Source organism: Bradyrhizobium vignae, assembly GCF_900324035.1.
In the GTDB taxonomy this organism is placed as follows: domain Bacteria; phylum Pseudomonadota; class Alphaproteobacteria; order Rhizobiales; family Xanthobacteraceae; genus Bradyrhizobium; species Bradyrhizobium vignae.
Window position 1 is genome coordinate 1791408 of the sequence record NZ_LS398110.1, and the last position, 17408, is coordinate 1808815.

Annotated in this window: 16 protein-coding genes and 1 pseudogene; 10 read left to right on the forward strand and 7 right to left on the reverse strand. The window is 58.5% G+C overall.

The window, feature by feature from the left end:
* The first annotated feature begins 15 nt into the window (after positions 1–15).
* Positions 16–1602, forward strand: a complete 1587-nt coding sequence (locus BRAD3257_RS08665; protein ID WP_122401518.1) for a sensor histidine kinase — start codon at positions 16–18, stop codon at positions 1600–1602.
* 286 nt (positions 1603–1888) lie between these two features.
* Here the strand turns inward: BRAD3257_RS08665 and BRAD3257_RS42175 are convergent, their stop codons facing one another.
* Positions 1889–2020: a YbhB/YbcL family Raf kinase inhibitor-like protein gene (locus BRAD3257_RS42175; protein WP_430648815.1), complete on the reverse strand. Its 132-nt coding sequence runs from the start codon at positions 2018–2020 to the stop codon at positions 1889–1891.
* 138 nt (positions 2021–2158) lie between these two features.
* On the opposite strand from BRAD3257_RS42175, the gene BRAD3257_RS08675 reads away from it, so the two are divergent.
* On the forward strand, positions 2159–3433 hold the full coding sequence (locus BRAD3257_RS08675; protein ID WP_244608000.1) for a putative bifunctional diguanylate cyclase/phosphodiesterase: 1275 nt from the start codon (positions 2159–2161) through the stop codon (positions 3431–3433).
* Between the two features lie 50 nt (positions 3434–3483).
* Here the strand turns inward: BRAD3257_RS08675 and BRAD3257_RS08680 are convergent, their stop codons facing one another.
* A complete protein-coding gene (locus BRAD3257_RS08680; RefSeq protein WP_122401519.1) occupies positions 3484–4200 on the reverse strand; it encodes a hypothetical protein in 717 nt (238 codons plus the stop codon).
* 125 nt (positions 4201–4325) lie between these two features.
* On the opposite strand from BRAD3257_RS08680, the gene BRAD3257_RS08685 reads away from it, so the two are divergent.
* Entirely contained in the window at positions 4326–4820 is a 495-nt protein-coding gene (locus BRAD3257_RS08685) for a winged helix-turn-helix transcriptional regulator (protein ID WP_122401520.1), read from the forward strand.
* Positions 4821–5104: 284 nt separating this feature from the next.
* Positions 5105–5527: a nuclease-related domain-containing protein gene (locus BRAD3257_RS39635; protein ID WP_283809944.1), complete on the forward strand. Its 423-nt coding sequence runs from the start codon at positions 5105–5107 to the stop codon at positions 5525–5527.
* Between the two features lie 802 nt (positions 5528–6329).
* Here BRAD3257_RS39635 and BRAD3257_RS08700 read toward each other — a convergent pair.
* Positions 6330–7829, reverse strand: a complete 1500-nt coding sequence (locus BRAD3257_RS08700; protein ID WP_122401522.1) for a site-specific integrase — start codon at positions 7827–7829, stop codon at positions 6330–6332.
* A 779-nt stretch (positions 7830–8608) separates the two neighbouring features.
* Here BRAD3257_RS08700 and BRAD3257_RS08705 point away from each other — a divergent pair.
* The 3 genes from BRAD3257_RS08705 (at position 8609) to BRAD3257_RS39240 (ending at position 12564) form a co-directional block, all read left to right on the forward strand.
* Positions 8609–9346: a hypothetical protein gene (locus BRAD3257_RS08705; protein WP_122401523.1), complete on the forward strand. Its 738-nt coding sequence runs from the start codon at positions 8609–8611 to the stop codon at positions 9344–9346.
* 186 nt (positions 9347–9532) lie between these two features.
* Positions 9533–10729: a toll/interleukin-1 receptor domain-containing protein gene (locus BRAD3257_RS08710; protein WP_122401524.1), complete on the forward strand. Its 1197-nt coding sequence runs from the start codon at positions 9533–9535 to the stop codon at positions 10727–10729.
* A 776-nt stretch (positions 10730–11505) separates the two neighbouring features.
* On the forward strand, positions 11506–12564 hold the full coding sequence (locus BRAD3257_RS39240; protein ID WP_145986984.1) for a hypothetical protein: 1059 nt from the start codon (positions 11506–11508) through the stop codon (positions 12562–12564).
* A 201-nt stretch (positions 12565–12765) separates the two neighbouring features.
* Here BRAD3257_RS39240 and BRAD3257_RS08720 read toward each other — a convergent pair whose 3' ends face one another.
* Together BRAD3257_RS08720 and BRAD3257_RS08725 are read right to left on the reverse strand one after the other, a co-directional pair.
* Positions 12766–13746: a hypothetical protein gene (locus tag BRAD3257_RS08720; protein WP_145986985.1), complete on the reverse strand. Its 981-nt coding sequence runs from the start codon at positions 13744–13746 to the stop codon at positions 12766–12768.
* Positions 13743–14534 (reverse strand): AAA family ATPase, encoded by a 792-nt coding sequence (locus tag BRAD3257_RS08725; RefSeq protein ID WP_122401527.1) that lies wholly within the window; start codon positions 14532–14534, stop codon positions 13743–13745. Before BRAD3257_RS08725 ends, BRAD3257_RS08720 begins: the two co-directional genes overlap by 4 nt.
* 39 nt (positions 14535–14573) lie before the next feature.
* Here BRAD3257_RS08725 and BRAD3257_RS08730 point away from each other — a divergent pair.
* The 3 genes and pseudogenes from BRAD3257_RS08730 to BRAD3257_RS08740 all read left to right on the forward strand — a co-directional run.
* Positions 14574–14759: pseudogene (locus BRAD3257_RS08730) on the forward strand (ATP-dependent Clp protease ATP-binding subunit ClpX); the annotation flags it as partial.
* Positions 14760–14908: 149 nt separating this feature from the next.
* Positions 14909–15097, forward strand: a complete 189-nt coding sequence (locus BRAD3257_RS40825; protein WP_122401528.1) for a hypothetical protein — start codon at positions 14909–14911, stop codon at positions 15095–15097.
* Positions 15094–15303 (forward strand): hypothetical protein, encoded by a 210-nt coding sequence (locus tag BRAD3257_RS08740; RefSeq protein WP_122401529.1) that lies wholly within the window; start codon positions 15094–15096, stop codon positions 15301–15303. The genes BRAD3257_RS40825 and BRAD3257_RS08740 overlap by 4 nt, the downstream gene beginning before the upstream one ends.
* A gap of 772 nt (positions 15304–16075) precedes the next feature.
* Here BRAD3257_RS08740 and BRAD3257_RS08745 read toward each other — a convergent pair.
* Together BRAD3257_RS08745 and BRAD3257_RS08750 are read right to left on the reverse strand one after the other, a co-directional pair.
* A complete protein-coding gene (locus BRAD3257_RS08745) occupies positions 16076–16546 on the reverse strand; it encodes a pyridoxamine 5'-phosphate oxidase family protein (RefSeq protein WP_122401530.1) in 471 nt (156 codons plus the stop codon).
* A gap of 32 nt (positions 16547–16578) precedes the next feature.
* Complete coding sequence (locus BRAD3257_RS08750) at positions 16579–17274, reverse strand: glutathione S-transferase N-terminal domain-containing protein (protein ID WP_122401531.1); 696 nt, start codon at positions 17272–17274, stop codon at positions 16579–16581.
* Positions 17275–17408 lie beyond the last annotated feature (134 nt).

Below are 17408 nucleotides of genomic sequence, written 5' to 3' on the forward strand. Positions count from 1 at the left end.
ACTCACGGTGTTGAAATGACATCTGAGTCCTTCGAAATACTCGATCATGTCGAGCAGGCGGTCTTCGTTCGCGACTTTGATGGCCGCATAAGAGCTTGGAATAAAGCCTCCCAAACCTTGTACGGTTACTCTCGTGACGCTGCGATGGGCCAGCTGGCAGATGCCCTTCTTGATAGCGAATATCCCATATCGGCGTGCGATATCGAAGCGAGTTGCGTCGCGACCGGCCGTTGGCAAGGAGAGGTAAAGCGTAAATCGGCACGCGGCAATCAAATGTTGGTGCACGTTTGGCTGTCGGTGCAACGCGATCTGGCGGGTACTCCCATCCAGATCGTGGAAACGGGGCGCGAAGCCAAAACCACGAGCTTCGAACAGGAGTTGCGGCTTAGTGAAGCTCGCTACCGGAGCCTCTTCCAAGCCATGGCGGTTTCGTTTTGGGAGCTCGATTTCTCGGAGGCAAATAAGAGACTGCGAGCGCTGCGCAACTCTGGCGTCTCGGATTTCCGCAAGTACTTCCTTGAGAACCCTCGGGTCGTCTCCGAAATGATGACGGCAGCGCGTGTGGTGGACGTCAACGATCACACGGTACTTCTTTTCGGTAGAGGTAATAAGGAGGAGCTGCTAGGTAATCTCAAGCCTTTTTGGCCTGACGAAAGCACTAGCGCTTTCACCGAAGCGATGCTGAGCGGCATCGCGCAGAAGCCTCATTACTGGACTGAATGCAAGCTGCGCCGGATCGATGGCGGCACCTTCGATGCGCTCTTCACGATCGCTTATCCGCCTCACCTCAGCGGATGGACGAGCATGGTCGCCGTTATCGATATTACGGAACGCAATCGCGCGCAGGAGATGTTGCAGCGTGTACAGAGCGATTTCGCGCATGCGGCTCGCGTTTCGATGCTGGGTGAACTCACGGCCTCCATCACTCACGAGGTGAACCAGCCGCTTGCGGCCATTGCCGCGAATGCAGACGCCGGTTTGCGCTGGCTTGAAACGGCTCAGCCAGAAATCGACAGAGCGCGAGAGTCGATTAGATGGATCATGGAGGATGCACATCGCGCCGCCAATGTTACCGCCCGAATCCGCTCCATGGCAGCGCATCGCCCGCCTGAGCGCAATCTGGTATCTCTCGACGAAATCATCCGGGAGGCGCTTCTCTTCATTCGATACGAGCTACAAGCGCGCTCCGTCACCGTAGTCCATAACGCGTCTGCTGAACCAGCCATAGTCCTTGCGGACCGGACGCAACTTCAGCAGGTGATCGTGAACTTAGCGATCAACGCAGCGCAAGCGTTGGCGCAGCGAGATTGTTCTCGGCGTAAAATTACGATTCAAACGATTGTCGCGGACGATAAAATTACCTGCATCGTCGAAGATAGCGGCCCCGGCATCCATCCTGACCACTTTGCCCACTTGTTCGACAGCTTCTTTACGACGAAGCAAGAAGGAATGGGCATGGGACTTCCGATTTGCCGCTCGATAGTGGAGGCGCATGGCGGGTTCATCCGCGCCGGAAACGTGAACCTCTCGGGAGGTGCCCGCTTCTCGTTCATCCTTCCTGTTCCGAACGGGGAGCCACGCACCCCGCAGGCTTCCCCTTAGCGGACGGGAGCAGTCGGTCCAATCTGAAGCCGCGAGGAAGGCCGATGTCACTACAAGGCGCGCAATCGCCCGCGCGGGGAAATGCATTGCAGCAGCATGGCTGAGATCCCGTGCAGCGCTGATCGAAAGATAAGGGTCAAAATTCGCATGCGGACAGCTGGCAGCCCCAGCTAACTCTACGATCTCCTGCGGTGCGCCCGCTCGCAATCGTGAAGCAATATATCGACAATCAAAGACGCGCCTCGATCCGGCCCTGAAGGGCCAAGGTTTGCGGCGCGCAAGAAGATCAATGTCCGTATCGCGCGACCAAGCTGGTCGCACCGAGAACGTGTCCCTTTAACGCTTCGCCGAGTTCATTGCGCGTCAGACCTGAGGGCAAAGTGCCAGGTTCGAGATCGGTGGCGATCAATGTGAACACATAGGGTGGGCTTTTCTCCGCTCGGTGGGCACGGCCCGAAATAAAAGGGTAAACCGGGAGAACTCTTGCCGCCTTTGAATTCCGTGGACGGCACGCTCGCTTCGCCTTCCTTCAAGGACGTCTTGCTGGCTGGAATATCTGGCTTGCCATGATGCGCTCACCCAACTTCCCAACAGAGCCGCGCTCGATCGGCATCTCGCCTCGACGATCGAACGGGCTCGGGACAGCGAGTTCGCCGTGCTCTGGATCGATATCGACCATTTTAAGGAGATCAACGACGTCTTCGGCCACGCGATCGGAGACGCCGTGCTTCGGGAAGGGGCTCGGCGGCTCCAGGAGGCGGCGCAAGGGTCCTACGTCGCCCGCGTCGGCGGCGACGAGTTTATCGGCATCGCGGACCAATTGCCGCTTCCGGCCGGAGCGGAGTTGGTCGCGGGGAGGATGCGCGCTGCATTCGAGCAACCAATCGAGGTCGACGGCCGCTCTCTAAAGGTCGATCTTTGCATCGGAATCGCTCTATTTCCTAGAGATGCCGACAATGCCGTGTCACTGCTGGCGAATGCCGACGCCGCTCTTTATCGCGCGAAGCACGAGGGCAGGGGCGCCGTTCGCCTGTTCACGGCCGCAATGGACCAACAATTGCGTGACCGCCGTGCGTTGGAGCACGATCTGAGGCTCGCCATCGGGCGGGGGGAGCTCTACCTGGAGTATCAGCCGCAGCAGGGTCGGGATGGATCCATCAACGGATACGAGGCGCTCGTGCGCTGGCGGCATCCGCTCCGCGGGACCATTCCTCCCGGGGAGTTCATACCGGTTGCGGAGAAGAGTGGCTCCATCGCCGAGATCGACGACTGGGTGTTGGCGGAGGCCTGCAAGGAAGCCGCGTCATGGGAGCAGCCCCTCAGGATCGCCGTCAACGTCTCTGCGGCGCGGTTTCGCCGCGAAAACCTCGATGTGCAGGTCGCCGCGGCGCTCCGGCAGAGCGGGCTCTCGGCTTCACGGCTCGAGCTCGAGATCACTGAAGGGGTCCTGATCGAAGATCTTTCGCGCGCCAAAAAGACGATGCAATCGCTGAAGGCGCTCCGGATCCTGATCGCGCTCGACGACTTCGGAACGGGTTATTCGTCCTTATCTTATCTGGAGGCGTTCCCTCTCGACCGCATCAAGCTTGACCGATCCTTCGTCGCGTCGTTAGGTCGCAGCGACCGGGCTTTGGCGATCGTGCGGGCAGTCATCGGTCTCGCCCACGGACTTGGCGTGCCCGTTCTCGCGGAGGGAATTGAAACGGGGGCGCAGATGTCGCTCCTGCTGCACGAGGGCTGCGACGAAATGCAACGATATCTGATCGGGCGGCCCGCCGGTTTCGCGGCTTCGAAGCACGGGCAAAGCGCCTTGACGCACGCTTTCCTATAAAGGCCTGCAAGGCCCCGCCCTCGGCGGCCGCCGCTCTCGTTTAGCCGGCCTCAGGAAAATCTGATGCCGCTGATGTCGATGGCCACGACGACTCCGTCCTGGATCGGTGTCCCGTCGGCGTTTCGCAGGAAGGCGCGGCGTCTGGTAGGGATTTTAATCCCTTCGAACTCCAGATAGCCGGACGTAAAATGCGCACTTGGAACGCCGCCGCTGACGTCAGCCGAATAGTCGAGCCTCGCAATCAAGCCGTTGTCGTCCACATAGAGAACCTGCTCGCGGGAGTGCGTGGCGACTGAGTCCGGAAAAGTGACCTTAAGTCGGCGCCAAGTCTGATGTCCTTCGGCGTATGGCTCCAACTCTTCGGTCAGAAAGCCAGGCAGCTCGAGTATGAAGGGCGTATTGAGGTAGTTCCACATCGCATAGCCACTGAAATAGGCGAGGTGGAGATCGTCCCAGGGTGTAGCCGGCGTATGGTTCGCAAATGCATTGCGCGGATTGCTCCGCTGCTTAAGGCGCTTGCCATCCAGAGTATCGATTGCGACCAGGTCGGGACGATAGAAGCTGCGCAGACCGTCGGCCGTGAATGGCTGGTAGCTGAGCTGCTGTTCGGCAATATCGGCCGTTACGCGAACACTCCTCAGCACGTCAGGCCAACCCTTCCGCGCCCAAAGAAGGCCGACGATCGACATATCCCCTTCGATCTGCCGGAACCGCTTCCATTTCGCGGCGCCGTGCGCCTCAAGAACCAGATCGCGCAGGTCGGCCATGACGTCTCTCCGTTGCGTTATCGATAAACTCTAATGATCAGAGTGATTGAAAGGCAAGCTGTTTTGAGGATTTGCGCAGGCGATCGAATTACTCTAATAATCAGAGTAATTTGCGAGGCAAGGCGATGCGGTCAAAAGGCTTTGAAGGGATGACGTGCTCGATTGCTGGCGTGCTGGATGCCGTCGGCGATCGCTGGGCCATGTTGATCCTGCGGGATCTCTCGCTGGGGCTGAGCAAGTATGAGGAATTGAGGAAGTCGACCGGGATTACGAACGCGACGCTGTCGGACCGCCTCGGACATTTGGAAGAAAACGACCTAATCGAAAGGCGGCAGTACCAGACGGGGCCGGATCGCTACGAATACGTCCTCACGCGAAAGGGGTGGGACACCGCTCTGGTAATTCAGGCGCTTGCGCAGGTCGGAGACAAGTGGGCTGTAGCAGGCGACGCGGGCCCACCGCTTAAGTTCATCAACAGGAACAGCGGTCGTCCTGTCAAGGTCGCATTGGTCGACGATAAGTCAGGCGAGATCGTTCGGTTGAAAGACGTCCGGCCGCAAGCTGGGCCAGGGGCCGACGACCTCGTGCGGTGGCGACTGACAAAGTTCGACCCGCGTTGATTTCGAATTGTTGCTAAACGCGGGCTTCAAAGCCTGCGAGCTTTCTGACGTTCATCGTCGCGCTGGGTCGCCGCGGACGCCGCAGAGTCCGGGTGAAAAAATTGTCGTTGGCTGATATCCCTTGGTGTCGACGGGGTCTCGATTCGACCAGAGGCTGATTCATGCGCAATTAGCAATTCGGAGCATTACCTCCCACAGCGGCATGCTATACGGCCTTGCGGACGGGGGGGCGGCATGGACATCAGAAATCAAGGACAAGGCGTCCATGCGCGCGAGGTCCACCGATGGTCAACTTCGGCATTTGCCGAACGAGTGGTACGCCTACACGAATCTCGAGATCTTCGTCGGGCCCGGGGCAGTACCGCGAGATCGATGCCGTCATGGTCATCGATGATCGGATTCTGCTAGTCGATCTGAAGGACTGGAAGCAACGTATCACCTGCGACGACGGCCGCTGGTTCCATGGCAAACTCGATATGGGTTCGCCAGTTGGAAAAATTCGCTCCACCGCGCACAAGGTCCTCGAAGCGTTCAGGGCACATCTTCGCGAGTACAACGAAAAGAACGTGGACGCGGGCCCGAAATTACGTCCACCCATGATCCAGGGCATCGTCATCCAATGTGGGCCTGCATCGCTGGATGGCCTCGGCATCCCGTCGTTCTTTATCGTCGTTTCCCAACTCTCCGGGAACGAAAGGCCGGGGTAAGTCTGCCGAACCCTTTGTCGCCGAATATTTCCTCGATACTCCCCACTTGCGATCGCCTACCGGTCAGCGTCGCAAAAAGCTCGACGTTGCGACCCGTGATCAAGGCCGGACGCGTCGCATTTCCCGAGTCGACCGTGAGCTCGGTACCTGAGTCGACGCGCCCGAGCGTACTCGTGTATTCTCTAACTGCCGCCCAGTGGATGGGCCTATCGACGTCCCTCCTGTCGGAGAAAACGGCCGCCAGAGAGCTCGGCACCCTGGTGACGACGCTCTGTCGAAATCTCGGCTTCGCGCCGCCTCTGCAGCGAGGCGAGCCGCCAAGGCGTGCGACCGCCGGAACGAGCGGCTCGTCGCCTAGGCTGTCACTTTTCGCCGCGCGAGCGCGCTTGTCGGACGGGGTCGACTCACCTTAGGAAATTCGGGTCACGTCTATGCGGAGACAAGATGCGCTCGTCGGCTTCGCCATTGCCTCGGTCCGGTTTCGCTCTGGAGGTGGATGGACATCTCAAGACCTCGTTCGACACTCTCGAAGGCGCCATGGGTGGCGCAAAGGAGATAATCCGAAGGTTTCCCAAATTGCGCGTGAGAATCTACGATCTGGCCGCCCAAACGAGCTTGGAAGTTGCGGGTCCGTAGTTCGGCGGAACGCGGCGCCCGCGACTGCCATCGGCATCGGCGTGACTTCGATGGCGTTCGTCGTCGCTACGAGATCGACCGAGACGCCCTGACTGGTTCTCCTTGCGGGAGAGGAGGGGCCCCGCACCAACCGTTGCGCCCCGTAACCGCCATGAGTCGCGCATGACTAGTCCGGGTAGATCCCGCCCGCAGCACGGAAAGCCTTGAGCAACGCCTCCGACCACAACGCCATCGCCGCCTTTTTTTCCGGGATGCGTTGCGCCTGGAAGTACCAGCGTTTTCCCGTCTGTCCGACCCGGTCGAGCTCGTTGCGGCGGTCGCCGGCGATCTCGTGGCCGATCATCAGAGATGCGGTGCCCGGCGGGAGGCCGGTCTCGTCCAGGATGTAGTCACCCATGGTCGAGCGGATGATGTGCATGGAGAAGGGCGGGATGCCGCGGAGCACGTCGCGATGGTTGCCTTGGCGCAGGCCGCGCATGTTGCGCAGATGGTTCGCCATCGCGGACCCGGAGACGGCGATGTCTCCGGCCTCTGACTGCATCACGCGCGAGGCGAACACCCACTTGCTGGTCCGGTTCCAGATGCCGGCCCGCTCGGCCGCCCGAGTCCAATCCCGCTTGCAGCAGTCGGCGATATGCAGTCCGAGCTGCGGAATGGGCAGAGTGAACGGGTTCTGGGTCTTCATGACCTCGGGCTGCCAGGTCGCGAGGCCCCAGCCGGGCTCGCCGCGCGGATCGGTGTAGTCGAGATCCTCTTGGGCGATCCAGGTGCCGGAGCCGCGGCGGTGGCCGGTCAAGGCGTCCCACCAGAGTCCCCAGCGCACGCCCGGCGAGATGCGCTCGTTGCCGGTGCGCGAGGCGCAGAAGCGTTCGTGCTCGGCCAGCAGCATGCCGAGATGCTCCACCTTGAAGTCGTCCTTCTTCTTGGCCCGAGCCTTGTCGCGCACGACCTTCTTTTCGATCTCGTCCTTGGTCCGCCGGCGCCGCTCGGCGAGCAGCCACCATTTGCGTCCCAGCAGGCCGCTTTCCTTGCGCTTGAACGCCGCCGCCCAGTTCAGGGCCGCCTGGGCGTAGGCGCGGAATTTTCTGTAGGCGTCGTAGCCGTACTCCTCGTGAAGGGTCTCCTGGACCTCCTCGAACCAGTTCTCGTCGAGAGAGGCGAGCAGGCGGGTCTCGTGCTCCTCCACCTCCTTGCGGCCGAAGATCTGCCGGACGTCGCTCTGGGTCTCGGCCGAGGGGTAGATCGGGCGGCCGGAGGAATCCTCGCGCATGCCCGCGATGTGGGTCTTGTACTCTTCGGCCAGTCTGCCCCACGTCCAGCCGGCCGGCGTCTCCCCCGCGTCGTCCGTAGGATTGCCCATCCTGGCCCACTCGCGCTTGGCGGCCTCGCGCGCCTCGCGCAGTCCAAGGATTCGTTCGCCGGAAGCGCTGCCCCGCTTGCGCCGCTGCGGGACCTTGGTCGCGGTCGAAGGCGGCATGGCGTCGCCGATCTTGAGCGTCCGGAGGCGGGTCTTGACCAGCCAGGACGCCGAGTGCCCGCGGACCCGCAGCACGAGATAGGGCTGAAGCCTGTCGCAGAAATCATGGATTCCCTCCTGGCCCTCCACCGCGCGCTTGAGTGCGGTCTTGACGACCTCCGGGGTCAGGTCGAGCCGTTCGGACGCCATTTTACCGTTCCCTTTTTCGGATTTTCGGACGAAGGATCGGTAATTGTACCATCGCCGTACCATCGAAGTCCAAAAAAGCGGTCGGCGGAAACGGGGGCAGGAGCGGTCCGGCGGCATTTTTTCGAGATTTTTCGCGCCAAACCGCTGTACGCGCGCCCACGACTGCAAGAGGCGAGTAATCATAATCCTGGGGTCGGGGGTTCGAGTCCCTCCCCCGCTACCAAAAATCCAGATAAATCAAGCGTCTGAAGAGAACGGCTCTCGCGCGAATCCTTGTACGATGCCGTAGCAAATTCCGTAGCGACGCCCTTCCGCCTCAGCGGCAATCGAAACCTTGTTCGCTCGGTGTTCGAATCCTTCAATTGATCTGCCATCAGAGGTGTGCCGCAGACTGCATTTGCACGTAACGTTTGCGCGCTGTTGAGGACTCAACGAGGGCGAGGGGCTAATTTACTCCCCTCCGAATCAACGAGACGAGACCTTGCCAGATCCGATCGAGATTCCCGCCGAGGCCTTCCTAGCCGCCGCTATTTTCCGACTTTCCAGGCGTTGAGATCGTCGCCGAAGTGCGGGAGTGAGTAAAACGTCACCCGCCCTGGGCTTGGCACGGACATACACATTCTGAGCCCACGGCCGATGAAGCCTTAGAAATCCGATACGTCGCCGATTTCCAGCTTCCCAAGGGTGTTGAGTCGCCGTGTCCTTGCTGCACGCCGCGACATCCGAAATTTGGCATCGGTTTCATCGCCTGGTTCCCTCGCACTGCCTGCATCCGCCTGATGGGGCGCGATTGCTTTCGCACCTTAAAACCCGAGGGGCACGAGTTCGCTGTCCGAGAATTGGATGAGCGTCAGCGCCGAGAAGCAACGATCGCCTATCTGAGGCAGAATATCGAAAAACGACATGCGGCGATCAAATTGCTGGAGCAATCGTTACCCTTGGCTCGGCAAGTCGACAGCCTTCAACAGCAGCAGGGTGACAGCCTGCGTCCGGCGATCGGCATCGACCTTTGGCAGCACGTCCGGGACGGCGGACAATTGAAAGTTGTCGAGGAAACGGCGCGGGGCCCGATCTTTGTGCCTTACGCGACGGTAGAAGGATACACGCTGATCGATTCGGCGCGAAAGCGCACCGAGCCTAGCGTCAACACGGTGATCCGCCATCTCAAAGGCATCGACTTGGCGTCGGATGTCGCGAATGCAAGCGATGACCAGCGCGAAGCCGCGGCCAGGGCGTTTCAACGTGGAATGATGGTTGGCCGCGAGGTGCTCGATGTCGTCGCCGATTGCCGCAGGTTCGTCTCGGTTCTGTCGCTTGCTACTTTGCGGAATTGGGGAAACCAGGACAACGCACCGGCGCGGCTTTGTGCAAGACGCGAAGGTCACGAACTCTACATCGGCCGGCGCGAGGACTCGGTTCGGCGCATCACGCTGGATGCGTGCATCGACCTGTCGGTGCCGGTTTTGCCGGAGATTCGCGGTCGGCACCACGACTGTGTCGCTCATGTGGACGTATGAGCAGATCGTTGCGGAATTGGCGAAGCAACAGAGGCTCGATCAAACGAGGCGTGTGCGCAGCTCTCATGCAAAAGGCTGGTCCATCGCTCTAGGCAACGAAATTGATCTTCCTAAGATTGCAACGTACTGATAAAACTCGAAAATATTGCGCTGAACTCTGGTGAATTTAGGTTGGAGTGAGCATTGATGTCCGAAGATGGTCCGCTCGTTTTTGTCAGCCATGCCGATGAGGACAAGGAGGTTGCGGTACTTTTGAAGGACCTGATCGTCGAGGCCGCACCGTTCAAAGTACGGGTCTTTGTCTCGTCCGATGCCAATGCCCAACCTTTGGGGATCGACTGGTTGAAGCGCATACGCGTGCGCCTTTCTGAAGCTGCGGTTGTTGTTTTTCTCGCATCGCCGAGCTCGCTCAAGGCAAGTTTCGCCCTGCTCGAGTTCGGAGCAGCTCTCTTCAATGCTCCGCAGCCGACCATCGTTCCTATCTGTATCAATGGCCTATCCGTCCGTGAGCTTCCAGATCCTTTGCACCGATACCACGCGACGGAGCCTAGGAGAGCGAGTGACCTACGCGTCGCCGTCGGATCAATTGTCGCCGCGTGCGCGGGAGCTCCGGATCAGGTCTTTGAATGTCGTGAATCGGTGGATTGGGACGCTCATCACATTGATTTTCGAAATGCCCAAGAGGATGGGCTGACTCTCGACAACGAGACCTTGTCCGCGTGTTCGTTCGATACGCTATCTCGCCTGGAGCCTCTTTTCCCGGTTGGGCGTGGATACGCGGAGGATAGGCTGTACTCCACTTTGATTGGCCAAGCCCTCCAGAGTGTGACTTTCGATGGCAGCCCGATCGATGATCGATTTTGGGCAATGTACGGCAGAATGATCAGGGGGCGACAAGATTGGTCCTCTCAGAAAAAGCTGGCATACATCTTGTCGGTCGTACGGCAGGGAAAGATCGTCACAGCCAAGAAGGATAGCTATGTCGTAATGGATCTTCTGAGGCGTCAGGTCCACGAATACAGGGCCACAGCCACCGATGAAGAGGTCCTTCGGCCTGAGTCGAAGGACTTTTTATTTGCCTCGGCCAGCCCAAATATCTTCAGACTATTCATCTTACGAATGGGCAAACAAACATTTGACGAGTTCGACGAAGAGCGACGATCGGCCCTAAACGCCCAGATTAAGCAAGGGGTCAAGGTTCGGGTGTTAAAATGGGACGAAGACCGGTCGCCACCAAATTTCGGAATCTATGGCCACATTGCCGTCGGTCGCCTCTCACCGGCGGGCATCAACGAAATTGAATTCAATGTACCTACCGTCCACGCCACAAAAGAGGAATTCGATGGACTTTGGCTGAGAGGCGAAGAGATATTCCAGGTGTAGTTTTCTTTCTTTGCGGATGAAATTCGATGCGAATACTTTGCCTCTCGAACGCGGCCGGCAAATTGCTCCAGTCGCTTCAGTTCAGCTTTGCGGCCGTCACGCTCGCCGAATTGGAGGCGAAGTTGGCCTCCGACACAGAGCCAGCAATTGTCGTCGGAGAACTCTTTCAGATTGACAATAGACTGGCTGACCTCCTCGAGCGAGGAAGTGGCGGTCGGGTCCCTGTAGGGATTGTCCCCTACCATCCTCAGCATGAGGATTCCTTCGCCCGCCTGTTGGCGCCGAGCGCCGGAGTTCCCGAGGTAGCCTCGACCGTCGGTCTCTATTCGAGCAGAGGTCTTGATTTCGATTATCGCGAGCCTTCGGTACCTTTCGCAGGAACCATCGTCAAGTTGAGGCGCAGGTCGGAAGCGGAGGGAACGATCACTAGCCGCGACGACGCTGCCCTGCAAATCTCAAGACATGATTTCACATCACTTGCCGTGGTGACGGAGGGGAGGCAATCGTATTGCCTTGTGGGAATGGGCTGTCTCCACCCCACGATTAGTGCACCCGAATTGGGCCGGCTTTCGCCTCGTGACGTGCGGGCTCGGCATTGGCTTCTTCAATCGTGCCATAGTCCATTCATGTGGCCAGAGCTGGGATCTTATCTGACGCTTCCCCTGTCCATCGCTCTAACAAGTCGTGCAGAGACCGTGATCTGCAGCACGCATGTTCAAACTTACATTCCAAATCTGCTGAACTTATACTTGGATTTGACGTCGGATGGGATGCCGATGGGAGACATCGTCCGCGCGTTGAACAATCACGCGGCAACGGAAGGTGTGGACTATCGCCCATTCATGCTGCTGGGAAATCCGGAATCTCGCGCACTCGTCGCCGATCGAGCCACGCCGAGGAAGAGCGCCGGTTCTAGTCCGGATCCTAAGGCGAAAGAAGTATCACAGCTGCTACGGCGCTTCGTCGCCAACGTCGGGTTCGTTAGCAATGCCGCCAATTTCGGATTCCAGAAGAACAATGAGCCGCACAGTCAGTTCCGACGAGATATGGCGTGGTTGGCTCGAGCAGACATCCGATCCCTATCGCGCGCGGGCAGATCCGAATCAGACATCGAAGGATTGATTGATGGAATTCGGCCGCCCAATGAACGCATTTCCCTAAAGCAGGCGACCCTACGACTGAGTGAAGCGTGGGAGGAAGCGGGCGGGTTCTACGCAGTCGGCGAACAGCTCGACGAGATGTACGGCCCCGAAGGAGCCCAGCAGCTTGACACCTGTTGTCAAGTCTGCGGCGAACGGCTCATCGAACGGCGGCTAAGCTATTTGGGCCAGAATATCTCCGTTGAGTATTCGGAGCGGCGACAAGTGATCTGTCCACGCTGTCTCGTCGTAGAGCATGTTAGCCCAATGCATCGGCAAGCGACTAATGTAGTCGCCGTACGTTCGGGGCAAGAATTCGTGACAAGGGTTTCGTACACGAACATCACGTCGCAACCACAGTGGGTCTATTCATTCGCGTTTCTGTCTGATCCGAACAACGTTTCGCGGTCGACCGCCGAGCGCGCCTATAAGCGGTTGCTTGAAAGGACGGTGTGTCGACGGGCGCAGCAAGCGCCGCGATCGATAGGCCCAGGTGGTAAGTTTGACTTCGAATTTCGCACGGGGCCTGTACCCGAGGATTTCTGGTATTTGCTGCTTGAAGTGAACCTAATGGTTGACTTCTGCTGGAACTGGTTTTCGTTTACATTTCGAGAAAAGCGGATCGAGGATTGGCTACGGAGCGAGCGTTATTCGTCGACACTCCCTAGGATCAAAGCGGGTATCCTTTCGACGTAGATCTTCCTGCCTGGAATCACTGCTGGTTCTTGCCTCTCGCGTGGGTGAAGAAACAGGAGCGCGCGAAACGCTCGAGCGGACCTCAACTCGAGGCGATGCGGCTCTGACGTCCTAATCTCGAAGTTGATCAACCGGATTGATTTGTAGCGGCAACGACAATTACATTGTCGGCACGTCATCTTATGTGAGGCTTAATATGCCTTAGTGATCGGGCACATCGTCTATGAGGCGGGACCATGCGGCTCGGATTTGTCGGACAAGCTGCTCCCGGAACGTGCTCTTAATGTAGAGAACCTTATGCCGGTTTGCGAACTGGACTTCGGGCAGATAGGGCGCATCCCTTCTCAAGACGTCGTCATGCCAAGCCCGATACTCGATGAACGGGTAGATCGCTTTCAGCTCCGTACGATCGTTTGCGGCGACCACAAAGATCATATTTAGGTCGCGCTCGCTCTCGCTCATGCGAGACCAGACCCGGCTCCATTCCACGAAGCAGTAGTTGTCTCCGTTGGGCGGCCGATCAAACATGACCGGCTGAACCAGCTGGACAAAGACCAATGAAGAGTCGGCTTCGTCGAACAGCTTCTGTTCCGTATCCGCTCCGTCGTATTGTGAATGGGGGAAATAAAACCCCGAGATGCGCGCCTGTGAAAGGAGGCGATGAGCGGCGAGCGCCAGGAGATTTGTCTTTGACCTGTCCGATCTCTTGAAAGCGTCGATGCCGATTTCAGAGACGATGAAGCTTTTGTAGCATAAATTGATCGGATTTTCGCCCACGTTCGATCCCGTTCGCGTGGTGAATGACAGGAAGAAGTCGTTCTTGAGTTGTACCTTCTGGTAGGCGGCGTCGAAAGCCATCCTGTGCGACGGAGACCACAGGCCGCTGTATCCCTCAGCTATCAAACGGTGGCATAGGTCTCTCAGCTGCGGATCACCTCTTGTGCTTATAAGAAGCTTAATGGCCTCTTGGACCATCGCCCGCTCCGTCAGTGGCCTGTCCTCCAGCGCCTCCTCCACGATGATTTTAGCGCGCTCGACCCGATCGCGTTCCGCAGCAAAGTGCAAATCTGCACCAAGGTGTTTGCACAAGTCCCGGAATTCCACCACCAAATCGATGTCGGCGACGCAATGCCGGGCGTAAAGCCCGATCAGCTGATCTCTGTCCGCGGCGGTAAGCATCACGCCTGCTCTCCTGGAGCGTCTTTGGTGCCTTGCTTTGGCGCGTTTTGCTCAAGTAAGACCGCTTGGAGTCGTTCGATCTCAGCTTCCAGCCGCTGTATTCGCGCGGAGCTGCGCTCGTTTTCCAGCCGTTCTTGACGCACAGAACGAGCCCGGTTCACCAGTCGCAGTTCGCGATACAGTTGATCCAAGCGTGCGTCTTGAGTCTCAGATCGTGGCTGCAGCTTCTCAAGAGCGTCGATTTCGTGCTCGAGTGAATCACTTGAAAATGCTTTTGCCGAATATTCGAGATACAGCCGATCGACTTCGGCCACCTCGAACGCCTGCTTGTAGATGTCACCGGCTCTCGCTGCCAAGAAGTCCTGAGATAACGGGTCCAGTTGAAATAGACCGGTTTCTGACTGTCGCCGCAAGACGGAGACTTCGCCTTGATCGCATCCGGCTACAATGAACGGACTATGTGCTGACACGATGTACTGCACGTTAGGGAAGGTCGAGGTCAGCATCGCAAGGATTTTTTGCTGCCAGCTGGGATGTAGATGAGCGTCGACCTCGTCCACGATGACGATTCCCGGAGCCTCGAAAACGCGGTTCTCGGGCAGATGCGGATGGACTTCGCGAAGGAAACTGTAGATCAGCCCGAATATCGTCACGACGGACAGGGTTCCTTGGGAGGCGAGTTGGATGGGAAGGGGAGAGCCAGTCGCTCCGGCGCTATAGACGAGTATCTCGAATGCGCTCGTGCCGACGCGCCGGATTTTGGCGAAGCGAAAGTCGTCGTCCTCAGTCAGGCTTGAGACAACCCGCTCGACGAGGCGAAAGAGAGCGCGAGCGCGCGTGGTCTGCGTTCGATCCTCGAGGCGATCTTACTCGAGACCATGTTCGACCTGCCGGGCCTGGAAGGTGTGGAAGAAGTTGTGATTTCCCGCGAAGTCGTGGAAGGCACGGCGCGCCCCCTCTACATCTACGCCGATCGCTCGGGGCGCACGGTGGGAATCCGCGCTATAGCGTACTAACTCGACCGGGCCAAACGACCGACGCCTACAACATCGGATCCGTTACTTGTTCTTACCCCCTCGTTTGCTAACTGCGCCGGTGCCCAAATCGACGTCAACGAACCTAAATCGCTAAATAGTACGATAATGTACTATGATAGGAGTGAAATATGGGTGAGATCATTCGATTTGCACCAAAGTCGGAGCGAGAGCGAGCTCGCCTTGGTCGAGAAGCTCGAGCGATCTATGACAGCGTCTTCCCGCCGTCTGAATGTGCCTGCGACCAGCCGGACAATGCATGCGCAAGCCACATGCGCGTGGACGCAGACATCGATCACGGCGATGGGGGCGCATCATGATCGCGATCATCGCCGTACTCTGCAGCTTGTCTTCTCCCGCAAATTGCCACGAGCAGACCGTCACCACCTCGAACTTCGCTGACATCTCGATGCAGTCCTGCCTTATGGGCGCACCGCAGCTTGCCGACTGGATGAATCAGCATCGGACCGAGCGCCTCGCAGCATGGCGCTGCGTGCTCGGTAAAAAGGATGGCAGGGGCGCTTAGGGTCCCCGGGGCCGATTTTGTTCCTCAAATAGTTTCGCGACTCCGCGCTCGATCCGCGAGGAGTCAATTTGCTTGGGTCCAGGCCGGCATGAGGAAACTCGCCAGGACTGGGATGAGATAAGCGCGGCCGAGCTCGACCAAGGCGGTCATGATCAGTTTTCTGGTCGGAGCGAAGTATTCGCCGTAGGCGGCAGCTAAGATGTCACGTCAGCGACAGACGATGACCACCTGTGCGCCCGCCGTGGCTCTTTGGCCATCTCCAGTGACGATGTGGATCCCCTCGACGCCGCGAGGGATGTAATGCCCCCTGGAATAGAACGATCTTCGAGCTAATGATGCCTATGCCGCCGATCACTATCTCCACAGTTACTTTTCCTCGACGGTCGCGGGACGGTCATATTTTTTCGAAACGCCACCGAGGAGCTGCAAGCACGTCCAGTAGAAAGTAAAGATAGAAACTTTGCAAACGCGCCCATGGAAGCTCCACCGTCGCGATTGAGGCGTCGCAGGTAAATTCGACGGCATGGACCGCTTCCGCCCTACGACGAAAGACCTTCGCTCCTCTTAAGTCCTAAGGGGGCATTTGATGAGCGCGCTAAGCGCCTTGTCATCGGTGTCGAGGCAGTAGACAGCGAGCAGCCTCGCGCCCGAACTCACATCAGCGTGGGGCGGCCATCGATAAGGCTGCGCTGCGCGGGCGGTCGAGATAGTGGTTCGGATGTTCGCGGACTTTCTAACTCTGGGTACCGACCGGTTTTTGCGGAGCCCACACTTATGCCCCGATGGGCTTCACACCGTACTTTTGATAGTAGGTGCTCCTGATTTCATCCTGACTTCGAGGAGGGCGAGCGAAGACATGGGCTGGAGATAGCAACGGGCTGATTGAAGTGGTTTCGATTTTGACAACGTGATCGACAGGATACTCTAGGCCATTCGTCGCCCGAACCCAGTCGGCGATCATCAAGGACTCGCCATCTTCTGGTGGCAGTATCAACGCACGGCCCTTGAATCGGTAGCCGCGCCTCTGGAAGATGTCGACTACGTTAATTTCGACAGCGGGATTGCGCTCCAAGTTCAGTATCGTCCGAGGCGAGGCGATGTCGGCAAAGTACAGAACGCCGTTTCTTACCGTCAAAGACGCCTTCGGGGAAAGATTTGGCGTTCCATCCTCGTTGACTGTCGCCACAAACGACAATATCGCCTGTTTGATGATTGCCTCCATGTCGGCAGTGATTTCAATCATAGATACCATCTCCTTGTTCTTCGCGAGCGCTTCTAGCCAGCTGTCACTTGCAGCCCGCGTTGCACCGCCGGCCGCGCGAGGCCACGGGTGAGCCACGCCTGCACATGAAGAAAGCGGTCGAAGCCGACGAGATCGCGTGCTTCGTAGAAGCCGATCAGATTGCGCACCCAGCCGAGCAGCGAAATGTCGGCGATGCTGTAGTCGGCCCCCATCACCCAGTCCCGGCCCGCGAGCCGTTGGTCCATGACACCGAGCAGCCGCGCTGATTCGTTCGCGTAGCGGTCGCGCGGGCGCTTATCTTCATAGGCCTTACCGGCGAATTTGTTGAAGAACCCGACCTGGCCGAACATCGGCCCGACTCCGCCCATCTGCCACATCACCCACTGGATCGTTTCATAGCGGGTGTTTGGATCGGCCGAGATGAATTGTCCGGTCTTGTCGGCAAGGTAGAGGAGGATCGCGCCCGATTCGAACAGCGCGAGCGGTGTTCCGCTAGGCCCATCAGGGTCGTAGATTGCGGGAATCTTTCCGTTGGGGTTGAGCGCCAGAAAGGCCGGGTCGTGGGTTTCGTTTGCCATGATGTCGATCCGGTGCGGCTCGTAAGGAAGGCTCGTTTCCTCAAGCATGATGCCGACCTTCACTCCGTTGGGCGTGGAAGTGGAAAAGAGTTGCAGCCGATCGGGATACTGCGCCGGCCAGCGCGCAAAGATTGCATGATCAACAGTCACTTTCTTCCTCCTAGATATGCGGGCCGCGCCGGGCCGGGGCAAAGGCGAATCCTCCGCCAGGATGCGAGCCGAGCTAGCATGGGTACCCAGGCACGACCTTGGACATCAGCTGAGAGACGACGGGATCGATGGGC

Excerpts from the sequence above, each read along its gene's own strand:
- BRAD3257_RS08665 (WP_122401518.1), top strand. The coding sequence starts at position 16 with ATGACATCTGAGTCCTTCGAAATACTCGATCATGTCGAGCAGGCGGTC.
- BRAD3257_RS08680 (WP_122401519.1), bottom strand. The coding sequence starts at position 4,200 with ATGGCCGACCTGCGCGATCTGGTTCTTGAGGCGCACGGCGCCGCGAAA.
- BRAD3257_RS08685 (WP_122401520.1), top strand. The coding sequence starts at position 4,326 with ATGCGGTCAAAAGGCTTTGAAGGGATGACGTGCTCGATTGCTGGCGTG.
- BRAD3257_RS39635 (WP_283809944.1), top strand. The coding sequence starts at position 5,105 with ATGGTCAACTTCGGCATTTGCCGAACGAGTGGTACGCCTACACGAATC.
- BRAD3257_RS08700 (WP_122401522.1), bottom strand. The coding sequence starts at position 7,829 with ATGGCGTCCGAACGGCTCGACCTGACCCCGGAGGTCGTCAAGACCGCA.
- BRAD3257_RS08705 (WP_122401523.1), top strand. The coding sequence starts at position 8,609 with ATGGGGCGCGATTGCTTTCGCACCTTAAAACCCGAGGGGCACGAGTTC.
- BRAD3257_RS08710 (WP_122401524.1), top strand. The coding sequence starts at position 9,533 with ATGTCCGAAGATGGTCCGCTCGTTTTTGTCAGCCATGCCGATGAGGAC.
- BRAD3257_RS39240 (WP_145986984.1), top strand. The coding sequence starts at position 11,506 with ATGGGAGACATCGTCCGCGCGTTGAACAATCACGCGGCAACGGAAGGT.
- BRAD3257_RS40825 (WP_122401528.1), top strand. The coding sequence starts at position 14,909 with ATGGGTGAGATCATTCGATTTGCACCAAAGTCGGAGCGAGAGCGAGCT.
- BRAD3257_RS08740 (WP_122401529.1), top strand. The coding sequence starts at position 15,094 with ATGATCGCGATCATCGCCGTACTCTGCAGCTTGTCTTCTCCCGCAAAT.
- BRAD3257_RS08745 (WP_122401530.1), bottom strand. The coding sequence starts at position 16,546 with ATGATTGAAATCACTGCCGACATGGAGGCAATCATCAAACAGGCGATA.